The following is a 20397-nucleotide window of genomic DNA, read 5'->3' on the forward strand; positions in this document are numbered from 1 at the left end:
TTGGGGAGGGACGAAATGACGGAATATCGATTGCTGATCGACGGCAGGCTGGTCGCGGGCGACATGGCGATGGAGGTCGTGAACCCGGCGAACGAACAGGTGCTGGCGCTCGCCCCCCGCGCCTCGCAGGCGCAGCTTCATGCGGCGGTGGCGGCGGCCAAGGCGGCCTTTCCGGCCTGGGCCGCCCGCCCCATCGAGGAACGCCGCGCACTGATCCTGGCCATCGCCGACAAGCTTGAGGCGCAGGCCGAGGAATTCGCCCGGCTGCTGACGCAGGAACAGGGCAAGCCGCTGCCCGAGGCGCAGGCCGAGATCGCCTATACCTGCGCCTTCATCCGCCATCTGGCCGGCTACGACCTGCCGGTGAAGGTGATCGAGGACAACGACAGCCGGCTGGTGCGGCAGTTCCGCAAGCCGCTGGGCGTGGTCGGCGCGATCATCCCGTGGAATTTCCCGGTGCTGATCGTGGCCTTCAAGCTGCCGCTGGCGCTGCTGGCCGGCAATACCATGGTGATCAAGCCCGCGCCGACCACGCCGCTGACCACGCTGCGTCTGGGCGAGATCATGGCGGACATCCTGCCGCCGGGCGTCGTCAACATCGTCACCGACCAGAACGACCTGGGCGCGGTGCTGACCGGCCATCCCGACGTGGCCAAGATCTCGTTCACCGGCTCGACCGCGACCGGGCAGAAGATCATGGCCAGCGCGGCCTCGACCATCAAGCGGCTGACGCTGGAGCTGGGCGGCAACGATGCGGCCATCGTGCTGCCGGGCGCCGATCCGGCCAAGGTCGCGCCGGGGCTGTTTGCCGGCGCCTTCATGAACGCGGGACAGGTCTGCCTCGCCATCAAGCGCGCCTATGTCCACGACTCGATCTATGACGAGGTCTGCGCGCGGCTGGCCGAACTGGCCGATGCCGCCGTGGTCGGCGACGGCTTGCAACAGGGCACCACCATCGGCCCGCTGCAAAACCGCATGCAATTCGACAAGGTCAAGGCATTCCTCGATTCGGCCCGCGCCGACGGCCGCATCGTCGCCGGCGGCGCATTGCCCGACGGGCCGGGCTATTTCATCCGCCCGACCATCGTCGCCGACGTGAAGGACGGCGACCGCATCGTGGACGAGGAACAGTTCGGCCCGATCCTGCCGGTGATCCGCTTCGACGAGGTGGAATCGGCGGTGGCCAGCGCCAACGGCATCGATCTCGGCCTTGGCGGCTCGGTCTGGGGCGAGGATCGCGACCTGGCCCGCAGCGTCGCCGAACGCATCGAAAGCGGCACGGTCTGGATCAACAAGCACCTGGATTTCGGCCCCAACATCCCCTTCGGCGGCGCCAAGCAATCCGGGCTCGGCGTCGAGTTCGCCGAGGAAGGGCTGGCCGAGTTCACCCAGATCCGCATCGTGAACGAGGCGCGCTGAGCAGGACCGGGCCGGCCCGGAAAAGGACCCGCCCGCCCGCCGGTCCTGGGCGGATCAGCCGGAAAGATCGGAACGGGCCGGCCGCTGCGGCGCGCCGAAGGTCTTGCGGAACCAGTCCTGCACCATCAGCTTGTCATGGATGAAGCGCCGGCTGTCGCCATGGCCGCGCGGGTCCGAAAGATAATTCATGTCGGTCAGCCGCTCTTCGCCCGCGCGAATGACCGTGCCGTCCTGCATCAGCCGATAGCGCAGGTGGATGCGCGGCGGCGTGGTGTCGCGCAGGAAACGCACGTCGTGAAATCCGCTGCGCCAGGGCTCGAACTCGCCCGCAAGGTCGATGTTCAGCACCTCGACATGCAGGCTTTGTCCGGCGGGCAGGTAGCGCGCGCCAAGCCCGGCGAACCAGCGGTCGAACTCGGCCAGCGCCGAGGTGCGGCTGCGTTCGCGGCGAAATTCGCGGTCGCGGAAGGTCTCGGGCGCGACATAGCTGACGGTGACGCGCCCCTCGGCCGGCGCTACCGGGCCGGCCATGGCTACGGGCACCGCAAGCACCAGTGAAAGGGTCAGGCAGACGGTTCTGAGCATGGCTGTGCCTTTCGCATTTCCAGCCCTGCGAAAGCATATGGGAAGGCGGCGCGAAAAGTCAAAGCCGGGGCTCAACCCCTCGCATCCTCCAGCATCATCCGCGCGGCCTTTTCGGCGATCATCATCGCCGGCGCGTTGGTGTTGCCGCTGGTGATCGTCGGCATGACCGAGGCATCGGCGATCCGCAGCCGGCCAAGCGCGCGCATCCGCAGCCGCGGATCGACCACCGCGCCCTCGTCGGCGCCCATGCGGCAGGTGCCGACCGGGTGGAAGATCGTGGTGCCGATATCGCCGGCAGCGCGGACCAGATCCTCGTCGCTCTGGAAGGCGATGCCGGGGATATGCTCCTCGGGGTCGAAGCGGTTGAAGGCCGGCTGCGCGGCGATCTTGCGGGTCAGGCGGACGGCGCGCATGGCCACCTCGCGGTCGGCCTCGGTCGAAAGGTAGTTCGGCCGGATCGCGGGATGGGCGCGGAAATCCGGCCCGGCGACATGGACCGAACCGCGGCTTTCCGGCCGCAGGTTGCAGACCGAGGCGGTCATGGCCGGGAAGGGATGCACCGGGTCGCCGAACTTGTCCAGGCTGACCGGCTGGACGTGAAACTCCAGGTCCGGCGTCGCCTTGTCCGGCCCCGAGCGGGTGAAGATGCCCAGCTGGCTCGGCGCCATCGACATCGGGCCCGAGCGTTTCAGCAGGTATTCCAGCCCGATCGCCGCCTTGCCCATCAGGTGCGAGGCCTTTTCGTTCAGCGTCGGCACGCCCCGGACCTTGTAGACCAGCCGCAATTGCAGATGGTCCTGCAGGTTCTCGCCCAGCCCCGGGACCTCGACCTGCGGGGCAATGCCGGCGGCCTGCAATATCCCGCCCTGCCCGACGCCGGAATGTTCGAGGATCTGCACCGAGCCGATGGAGCCTGCCGCCAGCACCGTCTCGCGCGCGGCGCGCACTTCGCGCCGCTGGCCCAGGTGGTGAAAGACCACGCCCGTGACCTCGCCCGCCTCGATCACCAGCCGCTCGACCTCGGCCCCGGTCAGGATGCGCAGGTTCTGGCGGTGGCGCACCGGGCGCAGGAAAGCCTTGGCCGCGCTCCAGCGCCAGCCGCTTTTCTGGGTCACGTCGAAATAGCCGCCGCCTTCGTTGTCGCCGCGATTGAAATCCTCGGTGCGCGGGATGCCGGCCTGTTCCGCCGCCTCCATGAAGGCGTCGAGCACCGCCCAGCGGACCCGCGCCGTCTCGACCCGCAATTCGCCGCCGGCGCCATGCACGTCGTCGGCGCCGCGATAATGGTCCTCCTGCGCCTTGAAGAGCGGCAGCACGTCGTCCCAGCCCCAGCCGGTGCAGCCCATCTGGCGCCAATGGTCGTAATCCGCCGCCTGCCCGCGCATATAGATCATGCCGTTGATCGAGGAACAGCCGCCCAGCACCCGCCCGCGCGGATAAAGCAGCGCACGGCCGTTCAGCCCCGGTTCGGCTTCGGTGCGAAAGCCCCAGTCGGTGCGCGGATTGCCGATGCAGTAGAGATAGCCCACCGGGATATGGATCCAGTGGTAATTGTCGCGCCCCCCGGCCTCGAGCAGCAGCACGCGGTTGCCGGGATCGGCGCTGAGGCGGTTTGCCAGCACGCAGCCGGCGCTGCCCGCGCCGATCACGATATAGTCGTAGCTTTCCATCGGACACTCCATGCTGGCCCCCGCCGGCGCGGGGGCCCTACCCTCACGATTCCGCCCTGAACCCGAGTTTTTTCCCGATCTTCGTTGCGAAGAACTCGCCCACCAGCCCGCGTCGGAACAGCAGCACGCAGACCATGAACACCACGCCGGTGATGATGGTGACCGGGACGTCGGAGGTGGCGAGGTAGTTCTGGAGCGTGACCACCAGCCCTGCGCCGACGATGGGGCCGAGCAGCGTGCCGATGCCGCCCAAGAGCGTCATCAGGATCACCTCGCCCGACATCTGCCAGGTCACGTCGGTCAGCGTCGCGAACTGGAAGATCAGCGCCTTGACGCCGCCCGCGAGCCCCGCCAGCGCCGCCGACATCACGAAGGCGCCCAGCTTGTAGCGCTGCACCGAATAGCCCAGCGAGATCGCGCGTTGCTCGTTCTCGCGGATCGACTTCAGGATCATGCCGAAGGGCGAGTTCACGAAGCGCCGGATGATCAGCAGCCCGATCACGAACACCGCCAGCACGAAGTAATACATGTTCATCGGCCGGTTCAGGTCGATCAGCCCGAACAGATGCCCCCGCGGCACCGACTGGATGCCGTCCTCGCCATGGGTGAAGGGCGCCTGCAGGCAGAAGAAGAAGAACATCTGCGACAGCGCCAGGGTGATCATGGCGAAATAGATGCCCTGGCGGCGGATGGCGATGGCGCCCATCACCAGCCCCAGCACCGCCGCGCCGGCGACGCCCAGCAGGATGCCGGCCTCGGGCGACCAGCCCCAGACCTTGACCGCATGGGCGGTGAAATAGGCCGCGCCTCCGAAGAAGGTGGCATGGCCGAAGGACAGAAGGCCGGTATAGCCCAAGAGCAGGTTGAAGGCCGAGGCGAAGAGCGCGAAGGCCAGCAGCTTCATCAGGAAGATCGGATAGAGGAACATCGGCGCCACCAAGAGCCCGGCCAGCGCGATGGCGACCAGCAGCAGCCGGACCTGCCCGGCGCGGGGATGGGCCGCGACATGGTCCGAGGCGACGGTTTCGGATTTTGCGGCCATGTCAGGCATCCTTTCCGAAAAGGCCCGCGGGCCGCAGGATCAAGACGATCGCCATGATGACGAAGATCACGATGTTCGAGGCCTCGGGGTAGAAGACCTTGGTCAGACCCTCGACCACGCCCAGCATGTAGCCGGTGACGATGGCGCCCAGGATCGAGCCCATGCCGCCGACCACCACCACGGCGAAGACGATGATGATCAGGTTCGAACCCATCAGCGGGCTGACCTGATAGACCGGCGCCGCCAGCACCCCCGCGAAACCCGCAAGCCCGGCGCCAAGCGCATAGGTCAGCGTCAGGAGCAGCGGCACGTTGACGCCGAAGGCCTGCACCAGCGTGGGGTTCTCGGTCGCGGCGCGCAGATAGGCGCCGAGCTTGGTCTTTTCGATCAAGAGCCAGACCGCGATGCAGACCGCCAGCGAGGCCACCACCACCCAGCCGCGATAGATCGGCAGGAACATGAAGCCCAGGTTCACCGCCCCGGTCAGCTGCGCGGGCGGCGCATAGGGCTTGCCCGAGGCGCCGAAGAAGTAGCGAAACGTCCCCTCGATCGCCAGCGCCAGCCCGAAGGTGAACAGAAGCCCGTAAAGCGGGTCCAGCTTGTAGAGCCGCGACAGCATGGTCTTTTCCACCAGCGCCGCGAACACCCCCACGATGACCGGCGCCAGCAGCAGCGCCAGCCAGTAGTTGATGCCGCCCACCGTCAACAGCAGCAGCGCCGCAAAGGCGCCCAGCATGTATTGCGCGCCATGCGCGAAGTTGATGACCCGAAGCAGGCCGAAGATCACCGCCAGGCCCAGGCTCAGCAGCGCGTAGAACGAGCCGTTGATCAGCCCCACCAGCAATTGTCCCATCAGCGCCTGGACGGGAACACCGAAGATCATCGTCATGTCACACCCCCAGTTCCCGATGCAGCATGTCCATCTGCGCCGGCAGTTCGGCGACCGGGAATTCCGCCGTCATCCGGCCGTGATCCATCAGGTAGAAGCGGTCGGCGACCTTGGCGGCAAAGCGGAAGTTCTGCTCGACCAGCACCACGGTCATGCCGCGCCCCTTCAGCTTTTGCAGCACCTCGCCGATGGCCTGGATGATGACCGGCGCCAGCCCCTCGGTCGGCTCGTCCAGCAAAAGGCAGCGCGCCCCGGTGCGCAGGATGCGCGCCATGGCCAGCATCTGCTGCTCGCCCCCCGACAGCTTGGTGCCCTGGCTGTTGCGGCGTTCCTTGAGGTTCGGGAACAGGTCGTAGATCTCCTCGACCGACATGCCGCCCTCGGCGACCTTCGGCGGCAGCATCAGGTTCTCCTCGACCGAGAGGCTGGCGAAGATGCCGCGCTCCTCGGGCACGAAGCCCAGGCCCGCCCGCGCGGTCTGGTGCAGGGCCACCGCCGTCATGTCCCGCCCGGCGAACTCGATCCGGCCGCTGCGCTTGCGCAGGATGCCCATGATGCTGCGCAGCGTCGTGGTCTTGCCCATGCCGTTGCGGCCCAGGATGCAGATCATCTCGCCCTCGGCCACGGTCAGGTTCACGCCGTGCAGGACGTGGCTTTCCCCGTACCAGGCATGCAGGTCGCGGACGTTCAGAAGCGGCGCGCTCATGCTTCGGACCCCATATAGGCAGTGCGCACGCGCGGATCGGCCGAGACGGCGGCATAGTCGCCCGCCGCGATGATCTCGCCGCGCTGCAGCACGGTGACGTGGTGGCAGATATCCGCCACGACGCTCAGGTTGTGCTCGACCATCAGCACCGCGCGCTCGGTGGCGACGTCGCGGATGATGCCTGCGACCATGGCCACGTCCTCCTGCCCCATGCCGGCCATCGGCTCGTCGAGCAGCAGCACCTCGGGGTCGAGCGCCAGCGTGGTGGCGATCTCCAGCACCCGCTTGCGGCCATAGGACAGGTCGGCGGCGCGGTGGTCGCGCCAGCGCGCCAGGCCCAGTTGCCCGATCAGATGGTCGGCGCGCGCATCCAGCCGGTCCAGCGCCGACAGCGGCAGCCAGAACTGCACCGCCAGCCCCGCCGGCCGCTGCAGCGCCACCTTGACGTTTTCGCGCACCGTCAGGTGCGGGAACACCGCCGAGATCTGGAACGACCGCACCAGCCCCATCCGCGCCACCTTGTCGGGCCGGGTATGGGTGATGTCCTGGCCCAGCAGCGTGATCGAGCCCCGCGTCGGCTGCAGGAACTTGGTCAGCAGGTTGAACACCGTGGTCTTGCCCGCCCCGTTCGGCCCGATCAGCGCATGGATGCGCGCGTGCTCCACGTCCAGATCGACATCGTTCACCGCCGTGAAACCGGCGAAGTCCCGGCCAAGCCCGCGGGCGGACAAAACCACCCGAGGCTCGGCCTGTATTGCCAGGGATGCCGACATCACTGGACCAGAGGACAGCCGCTTTCGGCCGGGTTCAGGAACGCCTCGTCGCCCGGAATCGTGGCCAGGACGTTGTAGTAGTCCCAATCCTCGGTCACGTCGCCGGGCGCCTTGACCTCCATCAGATACACGTCCTTGATCAGCCGGCCGTTCGGCCCGACCTTGCCGCCCTGGGCAAAGACGTCGTCGACCGGCATCTCGTGCATCTTGGCGGCGACGGCCTCGGTTTCGTCGGTGCCCGCGGCCTCGATCGCCTTGAGGTATTGGGTGACGGCCGAATAGGTGCCGGCATGGACCATGTTCGGCATGACGCCCGTCCGCTCCTTGAAGCGTTCGCCGAACTCGCGCGATTCCGGCGTGCGGTTCCAGTAGAAGCTTTCGGTCAGCGTCAGCCCCTGCGCGGCGTCCAGCCCGATTCCATGCACCTCGGCCAAGGTAAAGAGCAGCGCCGCAAGGCGCTGGCCGCCGGCAGTGATGCCGAATTCAGCCGCCTGCTTGATGGCGTTCTGCGTGTCCATGCCGGCATTGGCCAGGCCGATCACCTTGGCGCCCGAAGCCTGGGCCTGCAGCAGGAACGAGGAATAATCCGTCGTCGCCAGCGGGTGGCGCACCGCGCCCGCGACCGTGCCGCCCTGCGACTTGACGAAATTGCCGGTCTGCTCTTCCAGCGAATAGCCGAAGGCATAGTCCGCAGTCAGGAAGAACCAGCTGTCGCCGCCCTCCTTCACCAAGGCGCCGCCGGTGCCCACGGCCAGCGCATGGGTGTCATAGGCCCAGTGGAAGCCGTAGGGCGTGCATTGCGCTCCGGTCAGCTCGGTCGTGGCCGCGCCGGTGTTGACGGTGATCTTCTTCTTTTCCTGGCTCAGCGCCTGCACGGCCAGGCCGACCGACGAGGTGGTCAGCTCCATGATCGTGTCGACCTGCTCGGTATCGTACCATTGCCGGGCGATGTTCGAGGCGATGTCGGGCTTGTTCTGGTGGTCGGCGGTGACGACCTCGATGGGCGCGTCCAGCACCTTGCCGCCGAAATCCTCGACCGCCATCCGCGCGGCCTCATAGGAATACTTGCCGCCGAAATCGGCATAGACCCCGGACTGGTCGTTCAGGATGCCGATCTTGACCTTGCCGTCCGAGACTTCGGCCAGGGCGGGCGTGGCAATAAGGCCGACCGCAGCGGTCGACAGCAGAAACTTTCGCATAATGTCCTCCCAAAGGCGCATCCCTTCCACCGGCCGACTTTGCCTGCCGGGTGGGAATGCTGTCCTGTTACCGTCAGGCGCGACTCCATCCCGCGCCCTCCCGGACCGAACGATGCCGGCAATTCGGTTTTGACACAAGTGTTCAGATAGGTTTAATTTCTTACAGGGTGTGTGCGTTTTCGAACAGATGGCCAATCTCAGCTGGGACGATCTGCAATTCTTTCTGGCGGTTGTGCGCGAAGGCCAGCTTTCGCGCGCCGCGCGGCACCTGGGCACCTCGCACGTCACGGTCTCGCGCCGCATCGACCGGCTGGAGCAGGCGCTGAATACCCGCCTGTTCGAGCGCAATCCCCGCGGCTATGAGCCGACCCCCGCCGGGCAGCGCCTGATCGAGGCCGCCGAGCGCATGGAGGAGGCCGCCGGGCTGATCCCGCTGGAACAATCCGCCGCGCCGGGACAGGCGCGGCCGCTGCGGCTGGCCATGCCCGAGGGCTTCGGCAGCCTGTTCTCGACCCATCTGCTGCCGGCCTTCATCGCGCGCTTCCCGCTGATCTCGCTGGAACTCATCACCATGCCGCAGGTGCTGTCGCTGTCGCGGCGCGAGGCGGATATCTCGATCACGCTGGACCCGGTGACGAGCGGTCCCTATCGCTCGGAACGGCTGGTGGACTATACCCTGCATCTTTACGCCACGCAGGCGCATCTGCGCAGCCTGCCGCCCATCGCCGGTCCCGAAGACCTGCGCCAGTTGCGTTTCATCGGCTATATCGAGGAGATGATCTTCGCCCCCGGCCTAGACTATCTGGGCGAGATCCATCCCGCGATCCGGGCCAGCGTGAAAAGCTCCAGCATCTTCAATCAGTTGGCAGCGGTGCGCAACGGGCTGGGGATCGGCGTCCTGCCCTGGTATGTCGCCGCGAAATACCCCGAGCTGCAGATCGTGCTGCCCGACCGGGTCCGGCTGACCCGGACCTATTGGCTGACCTGCCATCGCGACCTGCGCATGATGCAATGGGTGCGGGCGGTGATCGGCTTTCTGTCGGCCAGCCTGGCCGAGCGCGGCCACGAACTGTCCCGCCCGCCGGATCATGCCGGGCCGGGCTGAGGCCAGAGGCGGCTTCGCGCCCTAGCCGGGCCGGGCGCAGGCAAGGCGATGCGGCGCCTGGCCTGCCCACCGGCCTTGCGCCCCGGTGGTGGCTTTCCGTGGCGGGATCGGAGCGGGACGACCATCGCCGCCCTGCCCCGCTTGCCCGCCAGCGCCACCAGATCCCTAGCTAGTCGTAAAGCCCGGCGAAGCGGTCGCGCAGCAGGTTCTTCTGCACCTTGCCCATGGTGTTGCGCGGCAACTCGTCCATGAACAGCACACGCTTGGGCTGCTTGAACTTCGCCAGCCGCCCCTCCAGCGGGGCCAGCACATCGGCCTCGGTCAGGGCGGGGCTGCCGGTCGGGACGACCACCGCCGTCACCCCCTCGCCGAAATCGCGATGCGGCAGGCCGATGACGGCGGATTCGACCACGCCGGGCAGCGCGTCGATCTCGGTCTCGATCTCCTTGGGATAGACGTTGTAGCCGCCGGTGATGATCAGGTCCTTGCCGCGGCCGACGATGTGCAGGTAGCCGCGCTCGTCGAATTTCCCCAGGTCGCCGGTGATGAAAAAGCCGTTGTCGCGCAGCTCGGCGGCGGTCTTTTCCGGCATGCGCCAATAGCCCTTGAACACGTTCGGGCCGCGTACCTCGATCATGCCGATCTCGCCCCGCGGCAGCTCGGCGCCGGTCTCGGGGTCGGTGACGACGATCTCGGTGCCGGGCAGCGGCAGGCCGACGGTGCCGGCGATGCGCTCGCCGTCATAGGGGTTCGAGGCGTTCATGTTCGTCTCGGTCATGCCGTAGCGTTCCAGGATGGCATGGCCGGTGCGGGCCTGCCATTCGCGATGCGTCTCGGCCAGCAGCGGCGCCGAACCCGAGACGAACAGCCGCATGTTGGCCGTGGTCTCGGCGTTCAGCATGTCGTCCTGAAGCAGGCGGACATAGAAGGTCGGCACGCCCATCAGCACGGTCGCCCGCGCCATCCCCTCGAATATCCGGTCGACGTCGAATTTCGGCAGGAAGATCATCGAGGCGCCGGAGAACAGCACCACATTGGTGGCGACGAACAGGCCGTGGGTGTGAAAGATCGGCAGGGCGTGGATCAGCACGTCCTGCGCGGTAAAGCGCCATGCCTCGCGCAACACCTGCGCATTCGAGACCAGGTTGCCATGGGTCAGCATCGCGCCCTTGGACCGGCCGGTGGTGCCCGAGGTGTAAAGCAGCGCGGCCAGGTCGTCGCTGTCGCGGGCCACGGTGGCGAAAGCCTCGGGGGCAGCATCGGCGGCGTCGGTCAGGCTGCCCCGCCCCTCGGCGTCCAGCGTCACCATGCGGGCACCGGCGGCCTCAGTGGGCCCGCGCAGCGCCTCTTGCCGGGCGGGGTCGCAGACAAAGACCCGGGGCTCGGCATCGCCCAGGAAATAGCCGATCTCGGCGGGGGTGTAGCCGGTGTTCAGCGGCAGGAACACCGCGCCCGCCCGCAGGGTGGCGAGATAGAGGATGATCGCCTGCACCGATTTCTCGACCTGAACCGCCACCCGGTCGCCGGGCTGGACGCCGAAGGCCGCCAGCGCGTTGGCCATGCGGCCGCTGCGGGCGATCAGGTCGCCATAGCGGATGCGCTCGCCCGCCTGCGTTTCGATGGCCACGGCCTCGGGATCGCTGATGCCGGCGGTGAGAAGGTCGAACAGATTGTCACTCATGAGTTGTCCCCGTGGTTCATGGGTTGGAGGCCGGCAGCGCGCGCTTGACGCTGTCCGAGGCGGCGATGGCGCTGCGTTCGGCAAAGGCTTCGTGGTTCGCCTCGATCCGGTCGAGGTCGTAGAGATAGTTCACCATCAGCCCATGCGACTGCTTCAGCCCGTTGGCCGAGACATCGCCCAGGAAGTTCAGCCGCTCCAGCCGGGCGCCGTTGCCCAGGTGGAAGCGCGCCACCGGATCGACGACGCGGCCCTTGCCGTCGCGGGCGCGCAGGAAATAGGCCGCGGCGGCAGCCAGCAGCGGCGCGCGCAGGCTTTCGGCCACGGCCGGGTCCTTGTGCCAGTCGGGATCGTCCAGCACGGCAAAGGCCAGGCGCTGGTCGGCGTCGATCAGTTCCGACATCGCGTCCTTGCGCTGCTGGGCCAGCCAGGCGGCAAAGCCCGGCACCGGCGACAGCGTGACGAAGGTGCGGATGTTGGGCAGTTCCGCCTTGAGCTCCTCGACCACCTGCTTGATCAGGAAATTGCCGAAGGACACCCCGGCCAGCCCGCGCTGGGTGTTCGAGATGGAATAGAACACCGCAGTGCTGGCGCGCTCCGCCTCGATCGGCTGGCGGTCGAGGTCGAGCAGCCCCGCGACATTGTCCGGGATCTCCTCGGTCAGCGCCACTTCCACGAAGATCAGCGGCTCGTCCACCAGCTGCGGATGGAAGAAGCCGTAGCAGCGCCGGTCGGTCGGCTGCAGGCGATTGCGCAGGTCGTCCCAGTTCTGGATGGCATGCACCGCCTCGTAGCGGATGATCTTTTCCAGGATGCTGGCGGGCGTGTTCCAGTCGATATGGCGCAGCACGAGAAACCCCCTGTTGAACCAGGATGCAAAAAGATGCGCGAAATCGCCGTCCACCCGGCGCAGCGGGGGATTGCCCTTCAGGTGGCGCAGCAGCTCCTCGCGCATCCGCACCAGCGCCGCCGTGCCGCCGGGGGCGAGGTTCAGGCGGCGGAACAGTTCCTGCCGGCGCGGCTCGGCGGCATCGTGCAGCGCCTCGATGGCCCGCCCGTCCTCGGGGTCGCGCTGCACGGCCTCCAGCGCAGCGCGGACCGCCGCCGGATCGGGGCCGAAGCGGTCGGCGAGGTTTTGCAGGAAGGCCAGCCGCGTCGCCTCATCGGCATCCTCGAAGGCGGCAAGCAGGCCCTGCGCGATGGCCACGCCCGAAGCCTCGCCCCGCCGCGACAGCAGCGCCTCGCCCAGTTCGCACAGGTCGGGCGCCTCGGTGGCAGCGCCGGCGCCCCGCCGCCCAAGCAGGCGGCGGCCGCGCTCTGTCAGCACCTCGAACAGCTCGCCCAGAAAGGCCGGGCGGCTGGGGCGCGGGGTCTCGACGGTCTTGATCATTTCGGGCCTCCGAAAAGCGGGTGGCCTGCCGGGATCATCCCGGCAGCACGACGAAGATCAGCCACAGCACGACCGGAGCGACCAGCGTCACCAGCGCACCATAGCTCAGCAGTTTGCGGAAAAAGACCTGACGGTCCACCCCGCGCGCATTGGCCAGGACCAGGGCGCCGTTGGTCGAGAACGGGCTGACATCGACGATGGTCGAGGCGACGGCCATGCCGGCGATGAAGCCGATGGCGCCCACGCCCGTATCGCCTTGCAGGAAGGGCACCGCCAGCGGGATCAGCGAGCCCAGCACCGCCGTGGACGAGGCGAAGGCCGAGACGACCGCTCCGATCAGGAACAGCATCAGCGCCGCCAGCAAGGGCGAGGCCATGCCCGCCACGCTGTCGCCGACGAAATCGATGGTGCCCATGTGTTCCAGCACCGCGACATAGGTGGAAACGCCGGTGATCAGCATGATCTCGGGCCAGGCCACCTGCGCCATGGCGCGTTTCTGCATGGTCGGGTTCCACAAGGCCAGGCCCAGACCGATGGTCAGCGAGACGAACCCAATGTCGAGGTTGAAGGCCAGCACCAGCACGGCCAGCAATGCCAGCCCGGCCAGCGTGACGATCTGGTAGAGCGTGCCGTCGGGCTGGTCGCCCTCGTCCGTCTCGGCGACGAGGCGGTTCGATTCGCCGCCGCCCTCCTCGCCGATGCGGCGGCTCAGCGCCTCGGCCTCGCTGTCGCCGAAGATCTGCGGGCCGGTGGCCGGGCTGGCGATCTCGACATGCGGCACCGCGACAGGCTCGATCCGGTCCTGCCGCGCCTGCATCAGCTTGCGTCCGCCCAGCATCATGAACAGCAGAAGCGCCACCGCCGCGTTGACGAAGAAGCTGGCGGCAAAGGTGGTCATGGGCGACAGCGGCAGCCCGGCCTTGGCCACGACGCCGTTGGTGATGCCGCCATAGATGCTGATCGGCGAAAAGCCCCCGGCCTGCGCGCCATGCACCACCATCAGGCCCATGAGCAGCGGCGAGATCTGGTAGCGGAACGCGAAGCCCAGCGCGATGGGTGCCACGATGGCAACGGCGCCGGGGCTGACCGCGCCCACCGCAGTCAGGACGGCCGAGATGCCGAACATGATCCACGGGATCGCGCCGATGCGGCCCTTGACGGCGCGCACGGCCATGCGCACCAGCCAGTCGATGGTGCCGTTGTTCTGCGCCAGGGCGAACAGCCAGGTGATGCCGACCAGCGTCAGGAACAGGCCGCTGGGGAAACCGGCGATGATCTCCTTGGCGGCCTGCCCGGCCAGCAAGGTGCCGACCAGGAAGGCGCCGACATAGGCCAGCACGCCCATGTTGATCGGCCAGATCGTAGCGACGACGAACATCGCCGCCAGCGCGTAGATTGAAAACAGATGCGGGGTCATGCGCGGCTCCTCTCCTTGCAATCTCCTGTGGCCGACAAGGCGGCCGTCGATTCCCGCACCCTCCTCCGGCACGCGAATCCTCACCCGGCTGTTATACGTTTCCTCTTGTCTGTTGTATATATCAAATCCGAACATGGATAAATGCGTGGGAAACGCTTATCTTCCGGGCAGATACCCGAAGGAGGCTTCCCATGGCGACGATCCCCAACACGCTGCGCATCCGCAACGCGCTGGAAAACGCCATCGTGGAGGGCAAGTATCCGCCCGGCGCCCGGCTGGACCCCGAGGCGCTGGAGCGGGAATTCGAGGTCTCGCGCACCCCGATCCGCGAGGCGCTGCACCAGCTGGAAGCCTCGGGACTGGTCCGGGTGGTGCCCAAGCGCGGCACCTTCGTCACCGAATGGAGCGCGGGCGAGCTGGCCGAGCGATTCGAGGTCATGGCCGAGATCGAGGCGACCTGCGGCCGCCTTGCCGCCCGCCGCATCACCGAGGCGGAGATGGCCGATTTCGAGGCCGTCCACGAGGCATGCCGCCAATTGGCCGAGGCCGGCGAGGTCGAGGCCTATTACGCCCGCAACTCGGATTTCCACCATTGCATCTATCGCGCGACCCACAACGCCTTCCTGGCGCAAGAGGCGGCGCGGCTGCATGCCATGCTGCAACCCTATCGGCGCATGCAGCTCAAGGTGCGCAACCGGATGATGCGGTCATTCGCCGAACATGACGCGGTGGTGGCGCGCATCCGTGCCGGCGACGGCGAGGGCGCGGCCCAGGCGCTGCGCATCCATGTCATCGTGCAGGGCGACCGTTTCCACGACCTGATCGCGGCCTTGCGGCAAGGGGACTGACGGGCGCCAGACGGCATCCTGCGGGAAAACTCCTCTGGCGCATCGGGCCGAAGGGATGGGATAAAGGCCCGGGACAGGCCGATGGGGGTGCCGATGCGCTATTTCGACTTCAGCACCTGGCAGGGGGTTCTGACCACCCTGCTGGGCCTTGCGCTGTTCACGCTGATCGGCGTGGGCATCCGGGTGCTGATGCTGCTGACCATCCAGCAGCGCCAGCAACGCATGAACCGCCAGATCAACGAACGCCTGCGCACGCTGATCGCCGCCTACAAGGTGCTGGGCGGCTCGTTCACCGGCGAGTTGCTGGTCGATCCGACCCATCTGCGCGACCTGCGGCAGCGCGCGCAAGAGGCGGGGGACGAGGAAGCCGCCGGCTCGGATCGCGCAAGGCGCATCCGCGACGCGGTCGAGGCGGCGCTTTCGGACATCATCCTGCTGGGCACCGAGGAACAGGTCCGCCTGGCCAGCCGCGCCGCCACCGAGATGGCCGCAGGCCGGCCGATCCATACCGCCGAACTGGTCGTCTCGCTGCGCGATTTCATCCGCAAGGCGCTGGACCTGGGTCCGGTGCCCGGCGACGTGACCATCCCCTCGCAAGGTCCGACGCGGCAATCGGGCGGCTCGTCCAGGGGCGGGCGCGGCGAAGGCGGCAGCAAGGGCGGCGGCGGTGGAGGCGGCGGTGGAGGTGGCATGGGTGGCGGCGGTGGCATGGGCATGGGAATGGGGCTTGGCCTTGGCCGCCATGCCGACGACGCCCCGTCCTGAGACGCCGGAAACGCCCCGCTTGCGATGCGGCATCGATCCTGCGATCCTGCCGCCATGACCGGGGATCTGCATATCCTGCGCCAGCACGTCCTGCTGACGGCGCGGCTGTTTCGGAACTACGGCGCGGTGCTGGCCGCCACATGGCTGGCGGGCATGCTGCTCGGCACGCTCCTGATGATGCTGGCGGTCGAGATCGGCTTTGTCGACCGGCTGGCCGGGCTGATCGCGCTGGTGCCGGTGATCCTGCTGCAACTGGTGCTGTTCGTCGCCATGTTCGTCATCCTGCGCGACGGGCTGCCGGTGCTGCGCTTTCGCTCAAGGCGCCGTCGCAAGGCGCCCGCCGATGGGGAAACCCGCGACGAAGCCCAAGGCCAGCCCGGCATCGGCATGCTGGCCGGGGCGCTGCTGGCGGCGCTGATCCCGTTCTATGGCTATTATGCGGGCTGGGGTCTTCTGGGAAACACGCTGCGGGATTACTCCAAGGCTTTCCTGTCGACCTCGATGGAGCGGATCGACTTCTCGGCGGTTTCGCCCGAGCCCCAGCCGACCGCGCTGGAGGTGCAAAGCACGCTTTGGGTCATGGTCGCCGTGCTGCTGATCTGGGCGATCCGGCGCGGCGCCAAGGCCATGCACAAGCGCAGCGAGGCCGGGATCTGGCCGCTGCTGGTCGTCGCCTGCGAGGCAAGCTGGGCGGTGCTGGGCCTTTACGTCATCTCGGGCTGGCAGGCGGGGTTCATCGAATGGCTGGCCGGCCTGCCCTCGCCCGCCGAGCTGTGGCGGAACCTGGCCCCGCCCGCCTCGGCCGAGGTCGTCGATGCCGCAAGGCGCCCGGTGGACTGGGCGCCCGTATTCCAGCCCGGCCCCTGGCTCGTGGCGCTGTTCTGGTATGCGCTGCTGCCGCTGATCTGGTTCAACCTCGGCGCCATCGTCTATGGCCATGACCTGAACCTGATGGCCGAGGAGACGCGCCGCTCGGCCGGCAGGGTCGTGGAGCGCTGGCAGGCATTGCCGAAGCCGCTGACCGACTTCATCGGCCATTTCTGGGCCGGGCTTGTGAAACGCTGGCACGCGGTCGCGAACGGCGTGCTGCTGGCCGGGTCGGCCGGCCTTGCGCTGACCGTCTCGGTGCTGGTGCTGTGGCGGCTGGCCGATTGGGCCGGCCGCTGGGCCTGGATCGGGCTGGCCGAACTGATCGGGCCGCAAGACCTGAGGGTCTGGCAGGTGGCGCAATATCCGCTGGGCCTGCTGTTCGGTGCGCCGGGCCAGCCGCAGCAGGGCGTGGTGGTCTGCGTCCTGCAGTTCTGCATCCTTGCCGCCGGGCTGGAGCTGGCCGGGCGCGCCCAGGCGGAAAAGGCAGCTATTGCAGATCGCGCAGAACCGGCTTGACCGCGAATTCCAGCGCCTCGGGCCGCGTCCCCCAAGCCGAGACGCGCAGCCGCGCACCCTTCAGCAATTCGGAGGGCACCAGGAAAAGCTGGTCAGACAGGAACTCCTGCCTGTCCGGCGGCGCGTCGTAGGGGATGGGATTGCAGCGCCCCTTGTTCTCGCCGTCGGGGGAAAGCACCCGGACGGCACCCTCGGAATCGGTGCTGATCAGCGGCAGCCAGACCCGATCCGCCGCGTCGCGCAGGCTGAGGTCGCAGCCGGCCCAGCCCTGCCGCGCCGCCTCGGGACCGCGCAGCGCCAGACGGACCAGCACCAGCGCCCGCTCGGACAGGTTGGGCGCGCTTCCCGCCCAGACCTGATCGACCCGGACATGCACGCCGCGCAGTTTGGCCCCCGCCTCGCCAGCCTGCGACACGGTCCATTCCCGGGCACGGCGCAGGTCGGCGATCTCGGTCCACCCCCCCACCACCACGTTGGCGAGCAGCAGGACTGCGGCAATGATTACCCAAAGCAGATGTTTCATGGCTCGAACAGGATGATCGACTGGCTGCCCCCTGCCGGCTCCGGCGGGGCAAGATGCAGGGCGCTGTCGAAAACCGCGGTGAAGCTGTTGTTCACCACCAGCTCGCCGCCCGCGACCTCGTCCGGCGGCAACTCGAAAACGGCGATGGCACGCCCGGTCAGGCCGGGCTGGAACCAGTGGCTGTCGAGCCCGCGGGGGATGTCCTGGGCACGCCTGGACAGCGCATAGCGCCGCCCGCTCGCGCCCTGCCAAGAGGCATCGATGCGCTGCGAGACGATGGTCGCCTCGACCTCGATCTCGGCGATCAGGAAGACGCCGTCGGTGTCGTGCACGAACTCGGTGCCGAAGCGGGAAAAGGCGATGCGGTCGGCCAGGCGCGCGCCGGCAAAGCGGGCGCGAAAGCTGCGCGCCTCGCCCGTCCCGCCCGCCGCGACATGGCTGCGGAACGGCTGCACGGTGCTGTTGTAATCCGGCGCGATCTGCATCATCGCGCCCAGCAGGGCGGCGCCGGCCAGCACGATGGCGATGCTGCCCCCCCGGATCATGGCGCCCCCTCGGGCACGACGGACATGCGGGCGGCGGGCTGAAACAGCAGCCAGCTCGACTTGCCGTAAAGATTGTCCTTGAGCTTGAAGATCTGCCGGTGGAAAGTCAGCGAGACCGGCCCGGGCCGCCAGTCCGGCGGAACCTGCCAGACCAGCGTGACCCGCTCGGCCAGGCGCGGATGCAATTGCGCCAGCGGCGCGCCGTCGCGGTCCAGGATCACCTCGGGCTCGGGCCAGGCGGCGCCACCGGCGGCAAGCTCGGGCGGATGCGGCGGAAAGCCGAAGACGGCGATCTGGCTTTCTCCGGTCAGGTTCAGCAGCCGCGCGCGCATCAACAGGCGGGCGGGCTCGCCCTCCTGCCCGGGCGGGACCAGCGACAGCGATAGCGGGGTCAGTTCGACCCGGCCCAGATCGACCGGCTCGCCGGGGACGATCCGGGGCAGTTCCTGCGGCGCCCGCACCTCTTCGACCTTCAGCCACAGGCCGAGCAGCACCGCGGCCGCAACCCCGATCGAGGCGGCCATGCGCACCCTCAGACGCCGCAGCAACGAGGCATGTCGCTTTCCCGTCATGCGGGAATTAAGGCCCGCCGGCCCTTGCCGCACAAGATCCGACCGCTTCCGGTCGGCGGATTCCGGCCGGAACGCAAGGGCGAACCGGGGCAAGCCCGTCATCTGCCACGGTGCCATGCAGAGGTCGTGGGGCGCGCATGGCGATGTCGCCGGCCGTTCGACAGCAGATGCGGATCGCCCCCCCGGGCGCGTTCGGGTTCGCGACGTGGATGCACATGTCTCCCTGACCCGGGATCGGCGATTGCCGGCTCGCCATCCCGTCCGGTCCTGCGAAGGTGACATGGAGGTGTTTCAGCCATCGGTTATCCTTCCCGCGCGCCGCCATCCGCTTCAGAATGGCCCGGCACCACGTCACGGAGCGTCCCGAAGGAAGGTCGAAATGCCGCAACAGGAAACCATCGTCTCCGCGCCGGAACTGACGCTGGACATCACGCCCGAGGCGGCCGAGATCCTGCGCGCCTCGGACCTGCTGTCCGGCCGGCCGCGCACCATGCCGGTCCATGCGACCTATTTCGACACCCCCGCACAGGACCTGGCCGCGGCCGGCTTCACGCTGAGCCTGACCAAGACCGGGGGCGAGACCGGCGATCAGCGCCTCCAGACCGTCAAGGCCACCGGCAGCACCGCCGATCTGTTCCTGCTGCCCGAATGGCGGCAGACCTTGACGGGCGACAGGCCGGTGCTGGACGACCACACGCCGGTTCCCGCGCTGCTGGGGGCGAAGATCGCGGATATCGGCCCGCTGTTCGAACTGCGCGTCATGCGGCATGTCTGGACCCTGCCCGGGCAGGGCGCCGGCATCGAACTGGCGCTGGATCAGGGCGAGGTGACAGCCGCCGACCGCCGCGCGATGCGTTGCGCGATCCGGCTGGCGCTGCGCGACGGCCCGCCTGCGGCGCTTTACGCGCTCGCACGCCGGCTGGACGAGATCGCACCGCTGCGCCTGGCCGCCCAGACCGAGGCCGAGCACGGCTTTCGGCTGCTGGGGCCGGTGCTGCACATGCACAAGGCGGCGCCGGTCGCCCTGCGCCGCGACATGGTGGCGGCGGACGGGTTTCGCCTGATCGGAAGCGCCTGCCTGCGGCAATTCCGGCTCAACGAGCCGCTGATCGGCCCCGGCAATCCCGAGGCCGTGCATCAGGCGCGGGTGGCGCTGCGCCGGCTGCGCTCGGCCTTTGCCATCTGCAAGCCGATGCTTCAGGACGAAGAGGCCGGCCGGCTGAACCGGGAAAGCCGCTGGCTGGCAGGCATGCTGGGCGAGGCACGCGACCTGGACGTGCTGCGCATGCGCTGCCGGTCCGAGGCGCTGCGCGCCCGTCTGGAGCCGGCGCGCATGGCCGCCTATGCCCAGGCGCAAGCGGCGCTGGAATCGCGCCGAGCGCGGTTGCTGATGCTGGATCTGGGGGAGTATCTCGCCATCAGTCCCTGGACCGCGCTGCCCTCGGCGGCCGAGATCCGCGACCTGCCGCTGCGGGAATTCGCGGCCGCCGCCCTCGACCGCTTTCGCCGCAAGGTCAAGAAGGACGGCATCGACCTTGCCGATCTCGGCGACGAGGCCCGGCACGAATTGCGCAAGGACGCCAAGAAGCTGCGCTATGCCGCGGAGTTCTTTGCGCCGCTCTTTGCGGAAAAGCGCCGCAGGCGCCGGGCCGCGCGCTTCCTTGCCGCGCTGGAGGCGTTGCAGGACCGCATGGGCGCGCTGAACGATCTGGTGAGCGCGCCGGAACTGGTCGAACGGCTGGGCCTTGCCGGCGATCCCAAGGCGGCCGCGCTGCTGGGCACGAAACGCGACAAGCGCGCGCAGATCGAGGCCGCCGCCGAGGCGCATGACGCCTTCGTCGATGCCAAGCGCTTCTGGCGCTGAGGGCGGCGGCCCTGCGCTGGC

Annotated in this window: 19 protein-coding genes; 6 read left to right on the forward strand and 13 right to left on the reverse strand. The window is 68.3% G+C overall.

Annotation, left to right across the window (positions count from 1 at the left end):
• The first annotated feature begins 15 nt into the window (after positions 1-15).
• Entirely contained in the window at positions 16-1419 is a 1404-nt protein-coding gene (qhpH, locus tag BLT64_RS20790; RefSeq protein WP_011748005.1) for an aldehyde dehydrogenase QhpH, read from the forward strand.
• 54 nt (positions 1420-1473) lie between these two features.
• Here the strand turns inward: qhpH and BLT64_RS20795 are convergent, their stop codons facing one another.
• The 7 genes from BLT64_RS20795 to BLT64_RS20825 all read right to left on the reverse strand — a co-directional run bounded on the left by BLT64_RS20795 (position 1474) and on the right by BLT64_RS20825 (position 8283).
• On the reverse strand, positions 1474-2004 hold the full coding sequence (locus tag BLT64_RS20795; protein ID WP_221246521.1) for a DUF3016 domain-containing protein: 531 nt from the start codon (positions 2002-2004) through the stop codon (positions 1474-1476).
• Between the two features lie 71 nt (positions 2005-2075).
• Positions 2076-3674, reverse strand: coding sequence for a GMC family oxidoreductase (locus BLT64_RS20800; protein ID WP_041529878.1), 1599 nt, complete (start codon positions 3672-3674; stop codon positions 2076-2078).
• Between the two features lie 43 nt (positions 3675-3717).
• A complete protein-coding gene (locus BLT64_RS20805; protein WP_011748008.1) occupies positions 3718-4716 on the reverse strand; it encodes a branched-chain amino acid ABC transporter permease in 999 nt (332 codons plus the stop codon).
• Between the two features lies 1 nt (position 4717).
• Entirely contained in the window at positions 4718-5605 is an 888-nt protein-coding gene (locus tag BLT64_RS20810; RefSeq protein WP_011748009.1) for a branched-chain amino acid ABC transporter permease, read from the reverse strand.
• Between the two features lies 1 nt (position 5606).
• Entirely contained in the window at positions 5607-6311 is a 705-nt protein-coding gene (locus BLT64_RS20815) for an ABC transporter ATP-binding protein (protein WP_011748010.1), read from the reverse strand.
• Entirely contained in the window at positions 6308-7084 is a 777-nt protein-coding gene (locus BLT64_RS20820; protein ID WP_011748011.1) for an ABC transporter ATP-binding protein, read from the reverse strand. Before BLT64_RS20820 ends, BLT64_RS20815 begins: the two co-directional genes overlap by 4 nt.
• Positions 7084-8283, reverse strand: a complete 1200-nt coding sequence (locus BLT64_RS20825) for an ABC transporter substrate-binding protein (RefSeq protein ID WP_011748012.1) — start codon at positions 8281-8283, stop codon at positions 7084-7086. The genes BLT64_RS20820 and BLT64_RS20825 overlap by 1 nt, the downstream gene beginning before the upstream one ends.
• 187 nt (positions 8284-8470) lie before the next feature.
• Between BLT64_RS20825 and BLT64_RS20830 the strand changes: the two genes are divergently transcribed.
• Positions 8471-9388 carry a LysR family transcriptional regulator gene (locus BLT64_RS20830; protein WP_011748013.1) on the forward strand — a complete coding sequence of 306 codons (918 nt, stop codon included), beginning with the start codon at positions 8471-8473 and terminating at the stop codon, positions 9386-9388.
• Between the two features lie 169 nt (positions 9389-9557).
• Here BLT64_RS20830 and BLT64_RS20835 read toward each other — a convergent pair whose 3' ends face one another.
• The 3 genes from BLT64_RS20835 to BLT64_RS20845 are packed head-to-tail and all read right to left on the reverse strand — an operon-like array spanning position 9558 to position 13873.
• Positions 9558-11069 (reverse strand): malonate--CoA ligase, encoded by a 1512-nt coding sequence (locus BLT64_RS20835; protein ID WP_011748014.1) that lies wholly within the window; start codon positions 11067-11069, stop codon positions 9558-9560.
• Positions 11070-11085: 16 nt separating this feature from the next.
• Positions 11086-12456 carry a malonyl-CoA decarboxylase gene (locus BLT64_RS20840; RefSeq protein WP_011748015.1) on the reverse strand — a complete coding sequence of 457 codons (1371 nt, stop codon included), beginning with the start codon at positions 12454-12456 and terminating at the stop codon, positions 11086-11088.
• A gap of 34 nt (positions 12457-12490) precedes the next feature.
• A complete protein-coding gene (locus tag BLT64_RS20845; protein WP_011748016.1) occupies positions 12491-13873 on the reverse strand; it encodes an SLC13 family permease in 1383 nt (460 codons plus the stop codon).
• A 191-nt stretch (positions 13874-14064) separates the two neighbouring features.
• Between BLT64_RS20845 and BLT64_RS20850 the strand changes: the two genes are divergently transcribed.
• The 3 genes from BLT64_RS20850 to BLT64_RS20860 all read left to right on the forward strand — a co-directional run bounded on the left by BLT64_RS20850 (position 14065) and on the right by BLT64_RS20860 (position 16872).
• On the forward strand, positions 14065-14721 hold the full coding sequence (locus BLT64_RS20850) for a GntR family transcriptional regulator (RefSeq protein ID WP_011748017.1): 657 nt from the start codon (positions 14065-14067) through the stop codon (positions 14719-14721).
• A 93-nt stretch (positions 14722-14814) separates the two neighbouring features.
• Positions 14815-15486, forward strand: a complete 672-nt coding sequence (locus tag BLT64_RS26985; protein WP_041530194.1) for a hypothetical protein — start codon at positions 14815-14817, stop codon at positions 15484-15486.
• Positions 15487-15540: 54 nt separating this feature from the next.
• Positions 15541-16872, forward strand: coding sequence for a hypothetical protein (locus tag BLT64_RS20860; protein WP_041529879.1), 1332 nt, complete (start codon positions 15541-15543; stop codon positions 16870-16872).
• Here BLT64_RS20860 and BLT64_RS20865 read toward each other — a convergent pair.
• The 3 genes from BLT64_RS20865 to BLT64_RS20875 are packed head-to-tail and all read right to left on the reverse strand — an operon-like array spanning position 16844 to position 18464.
• A complete protein-coding gene (locus tag BLT64_RS20865) occupies positions 16844-17395 on the reverse strand; it encodes a hypothetical protein (RefSeq protein ID WP_011748020.1) in 552 nt (183 codons plus the stop codon). The two genes, BLT64_RS20860 and BLT64_RS20865, sit on opposite strands and share 29 nt — an antisense overlap.
• Positions 17392-17940 (reverse strand): hypothetical protein, encoded by a 549-nt coding sequence (locus tag BLT64_RS20870; protein WP_011748021.1) that lies wholly within the window; start codon positions 17938-17940, stop codon positions 17392-17394. The genes BLT64_RS20865 and BLT64_RS20870 overlap by 4 nt, the downstream gene beginning before the upstream one ends.
• Positions 17937-18464, reverse strand: coding sequence for a hypothetical protein (locus BLT64_RS20875; protein WP_011748022.1), 528 nt, complete (start codon positions 18462-18464; stop codon positions 17937-17939). Before BLT64_RS20875 ends, BLT64_RS20870 begins: the two co-directional genes overlap by 4 nt.
• Before the next feature lie 427 nt (positions 18465-18891).
• Here BLT64_RS20875 and BLT64_RS20880 point away from each other — a divergent pair, with 427 nt between their 5' ends.
• Positions 18892-20376 (forward strand): CYTH and CHAD domain-containing protein, encoded by a 1485-nt coding sequence (locus BLT64_RS20880; RefSeq protein ID WP_011748023.1) that lies wholly within the window; start codon positions 18892-18894, stop codon positions 20374-20376.
• The last annotated feature ends 21 nt before the right edge of the window (positions 20377-20397 follow it).

This window comes from Paracoccus denitrificans, from assembly GCF_900100045.1.
In the GTDB taxonomy this organism is placed as follows: domain Bacteria; phylum Pseudomonadota; class Alphaproteobacteria; order Rhodobacterales; family Rhodobacteraceae; genus Paracoccus; species Paracoccus denitrificans.

Bases quoted from the DNA above. Each gene is read 5' to 3' on its own strand.
- BLT64_RS20850 (WP_011748017.1), top strand. From the start codon at position 14,065: ATGGCGACGATCCCCAACACGCTGCGCATCCGCAACGCGCTGGAAAAC.
- BLT64_RS20880 (WP_011748023.1), top strand. From the start codon at position 18,892: ATGCCGCAACAGGAAACCATCGTCTCCGCGCCGGAACTGACGCTGGAC.
- BLT64_RS20835 (WP_011748014.1), bottom strand. From the start codon at position 11,069: ATGAGTGACAATCTGTTCGACCTTCTCACCGCCGGCATCAGCGATCCC.
- BLT64_RS20870 (WP_011748021.1), bottom strand. From the start codon at position 17,940: ATGATCCGGGGGGGCAGCATCGCCATCGTGCTGGCCGGCGCCGCCCTG.
- BLT64_RS20800 (WP_041529878.1), bottom strand. From the start codon at position 3,674: ATGGAAAGCTACGACTATATCGTGATCGGCGCGGGCAGCGCCGGCTGC.
- BLT64_RS20845 (WP_011748016.1), bottom strand. From the start codon at position 13,873: ATGACCCCGCATCTGTTTTCAATCTACGCGCTGGCGGCGATGTTCGTC.
- BLT64_RS20795 (WP_221246521.1), bottom strand. From the start codon at position 2,004: ATGCTCAGAACCGTCTGCCTGACCCTTTCACTGGTGCTTGCGGTGCCC.
- BLT64_RS26985 (WP_041530194.1), top strand. From the start codon at position 14,815: ATGCGCTATTTCGACTTCAGCACCTGGCAGGGGGTTCTGACCACCCTG.
- BLT64_RS20815 (WP_011748010.1), bottom strand. From the start codon at position 6,311: ATGAGCGCGCCGCTTCTGAACGTCCGCGACCTGCATGCCTGGTACGGG.
- BLT64_RS20820 (WP_011748011.1), bottom strand. From the start codon at position 7,084: ATGTCGGCATCCCTGGCAATACAGGCCGAGCCTCGGGTGGTTTTGTCC.
- BLT64_RS20865 (WP_011748020.1), bottom strand. From the start codon at position 17,395: ATGAAACATCTGCTTTGGGTAATCATTGCCGCAGTCCTGCTGCTCGCC.
- BLT64_RS20830 (WP_011748013.1), top strand. From the start codon at position 8,471: ATGGCCAATCTCAGCTGGGACGATCTGCAATTCTTTCTGGCGGTTGTG.
- BLT64_RS20875 (WP_011748022.1), bottom strand. From the start codon at position 18,464: ATGGCCGCCTCGATCGGGGTTGCGGCCGCGGTGCTGCTCGGCCTGTGG.
- BLT64_RS20840 (WP_011748015.1), bottom strand. From the start codon at position 12,456: ATGATCAAGACCGTCGAGACCCCGCGCCCCAGCCGCCCGGCCTTTCTG.
- BLT64_RS20810 (WP_011748009.1), bottom strand. From the start codon at position 5,605: ATGACGATGATCTTCGGTGTTCCCGTCCAGGCGCTGATGGGACAATTG.
- BLT64_RS20825 (WP_011748012.1), bottom strand. From the start codon at position 8,283: ATGCGAAAGTTTCTGCTGTCGACCGCTGCGGTCGGCCTTATTGCCACG.
- qhpH (WP_011748005.1), top strand. From the start codon at position 16: ATGACGGAATATCGATTGCTGATCGACGGCAGGCTGGTCGCGGGCGAC.
- BLT64_RS20860 (WP_041529879.1), top strand. From the start codon at position 15,541: ATGACCGGGGATCTGCATATCCTGCGCCAGCACGTCCTGCTGACGGCG.
- BLT64_RS20805 (WP_011748008.1), bottom strand. From the start codon at position 4,716: ATGGCCGCAAAATCCGAAACCGTCGCCTCGGACCATGTCGCGGCCCAT.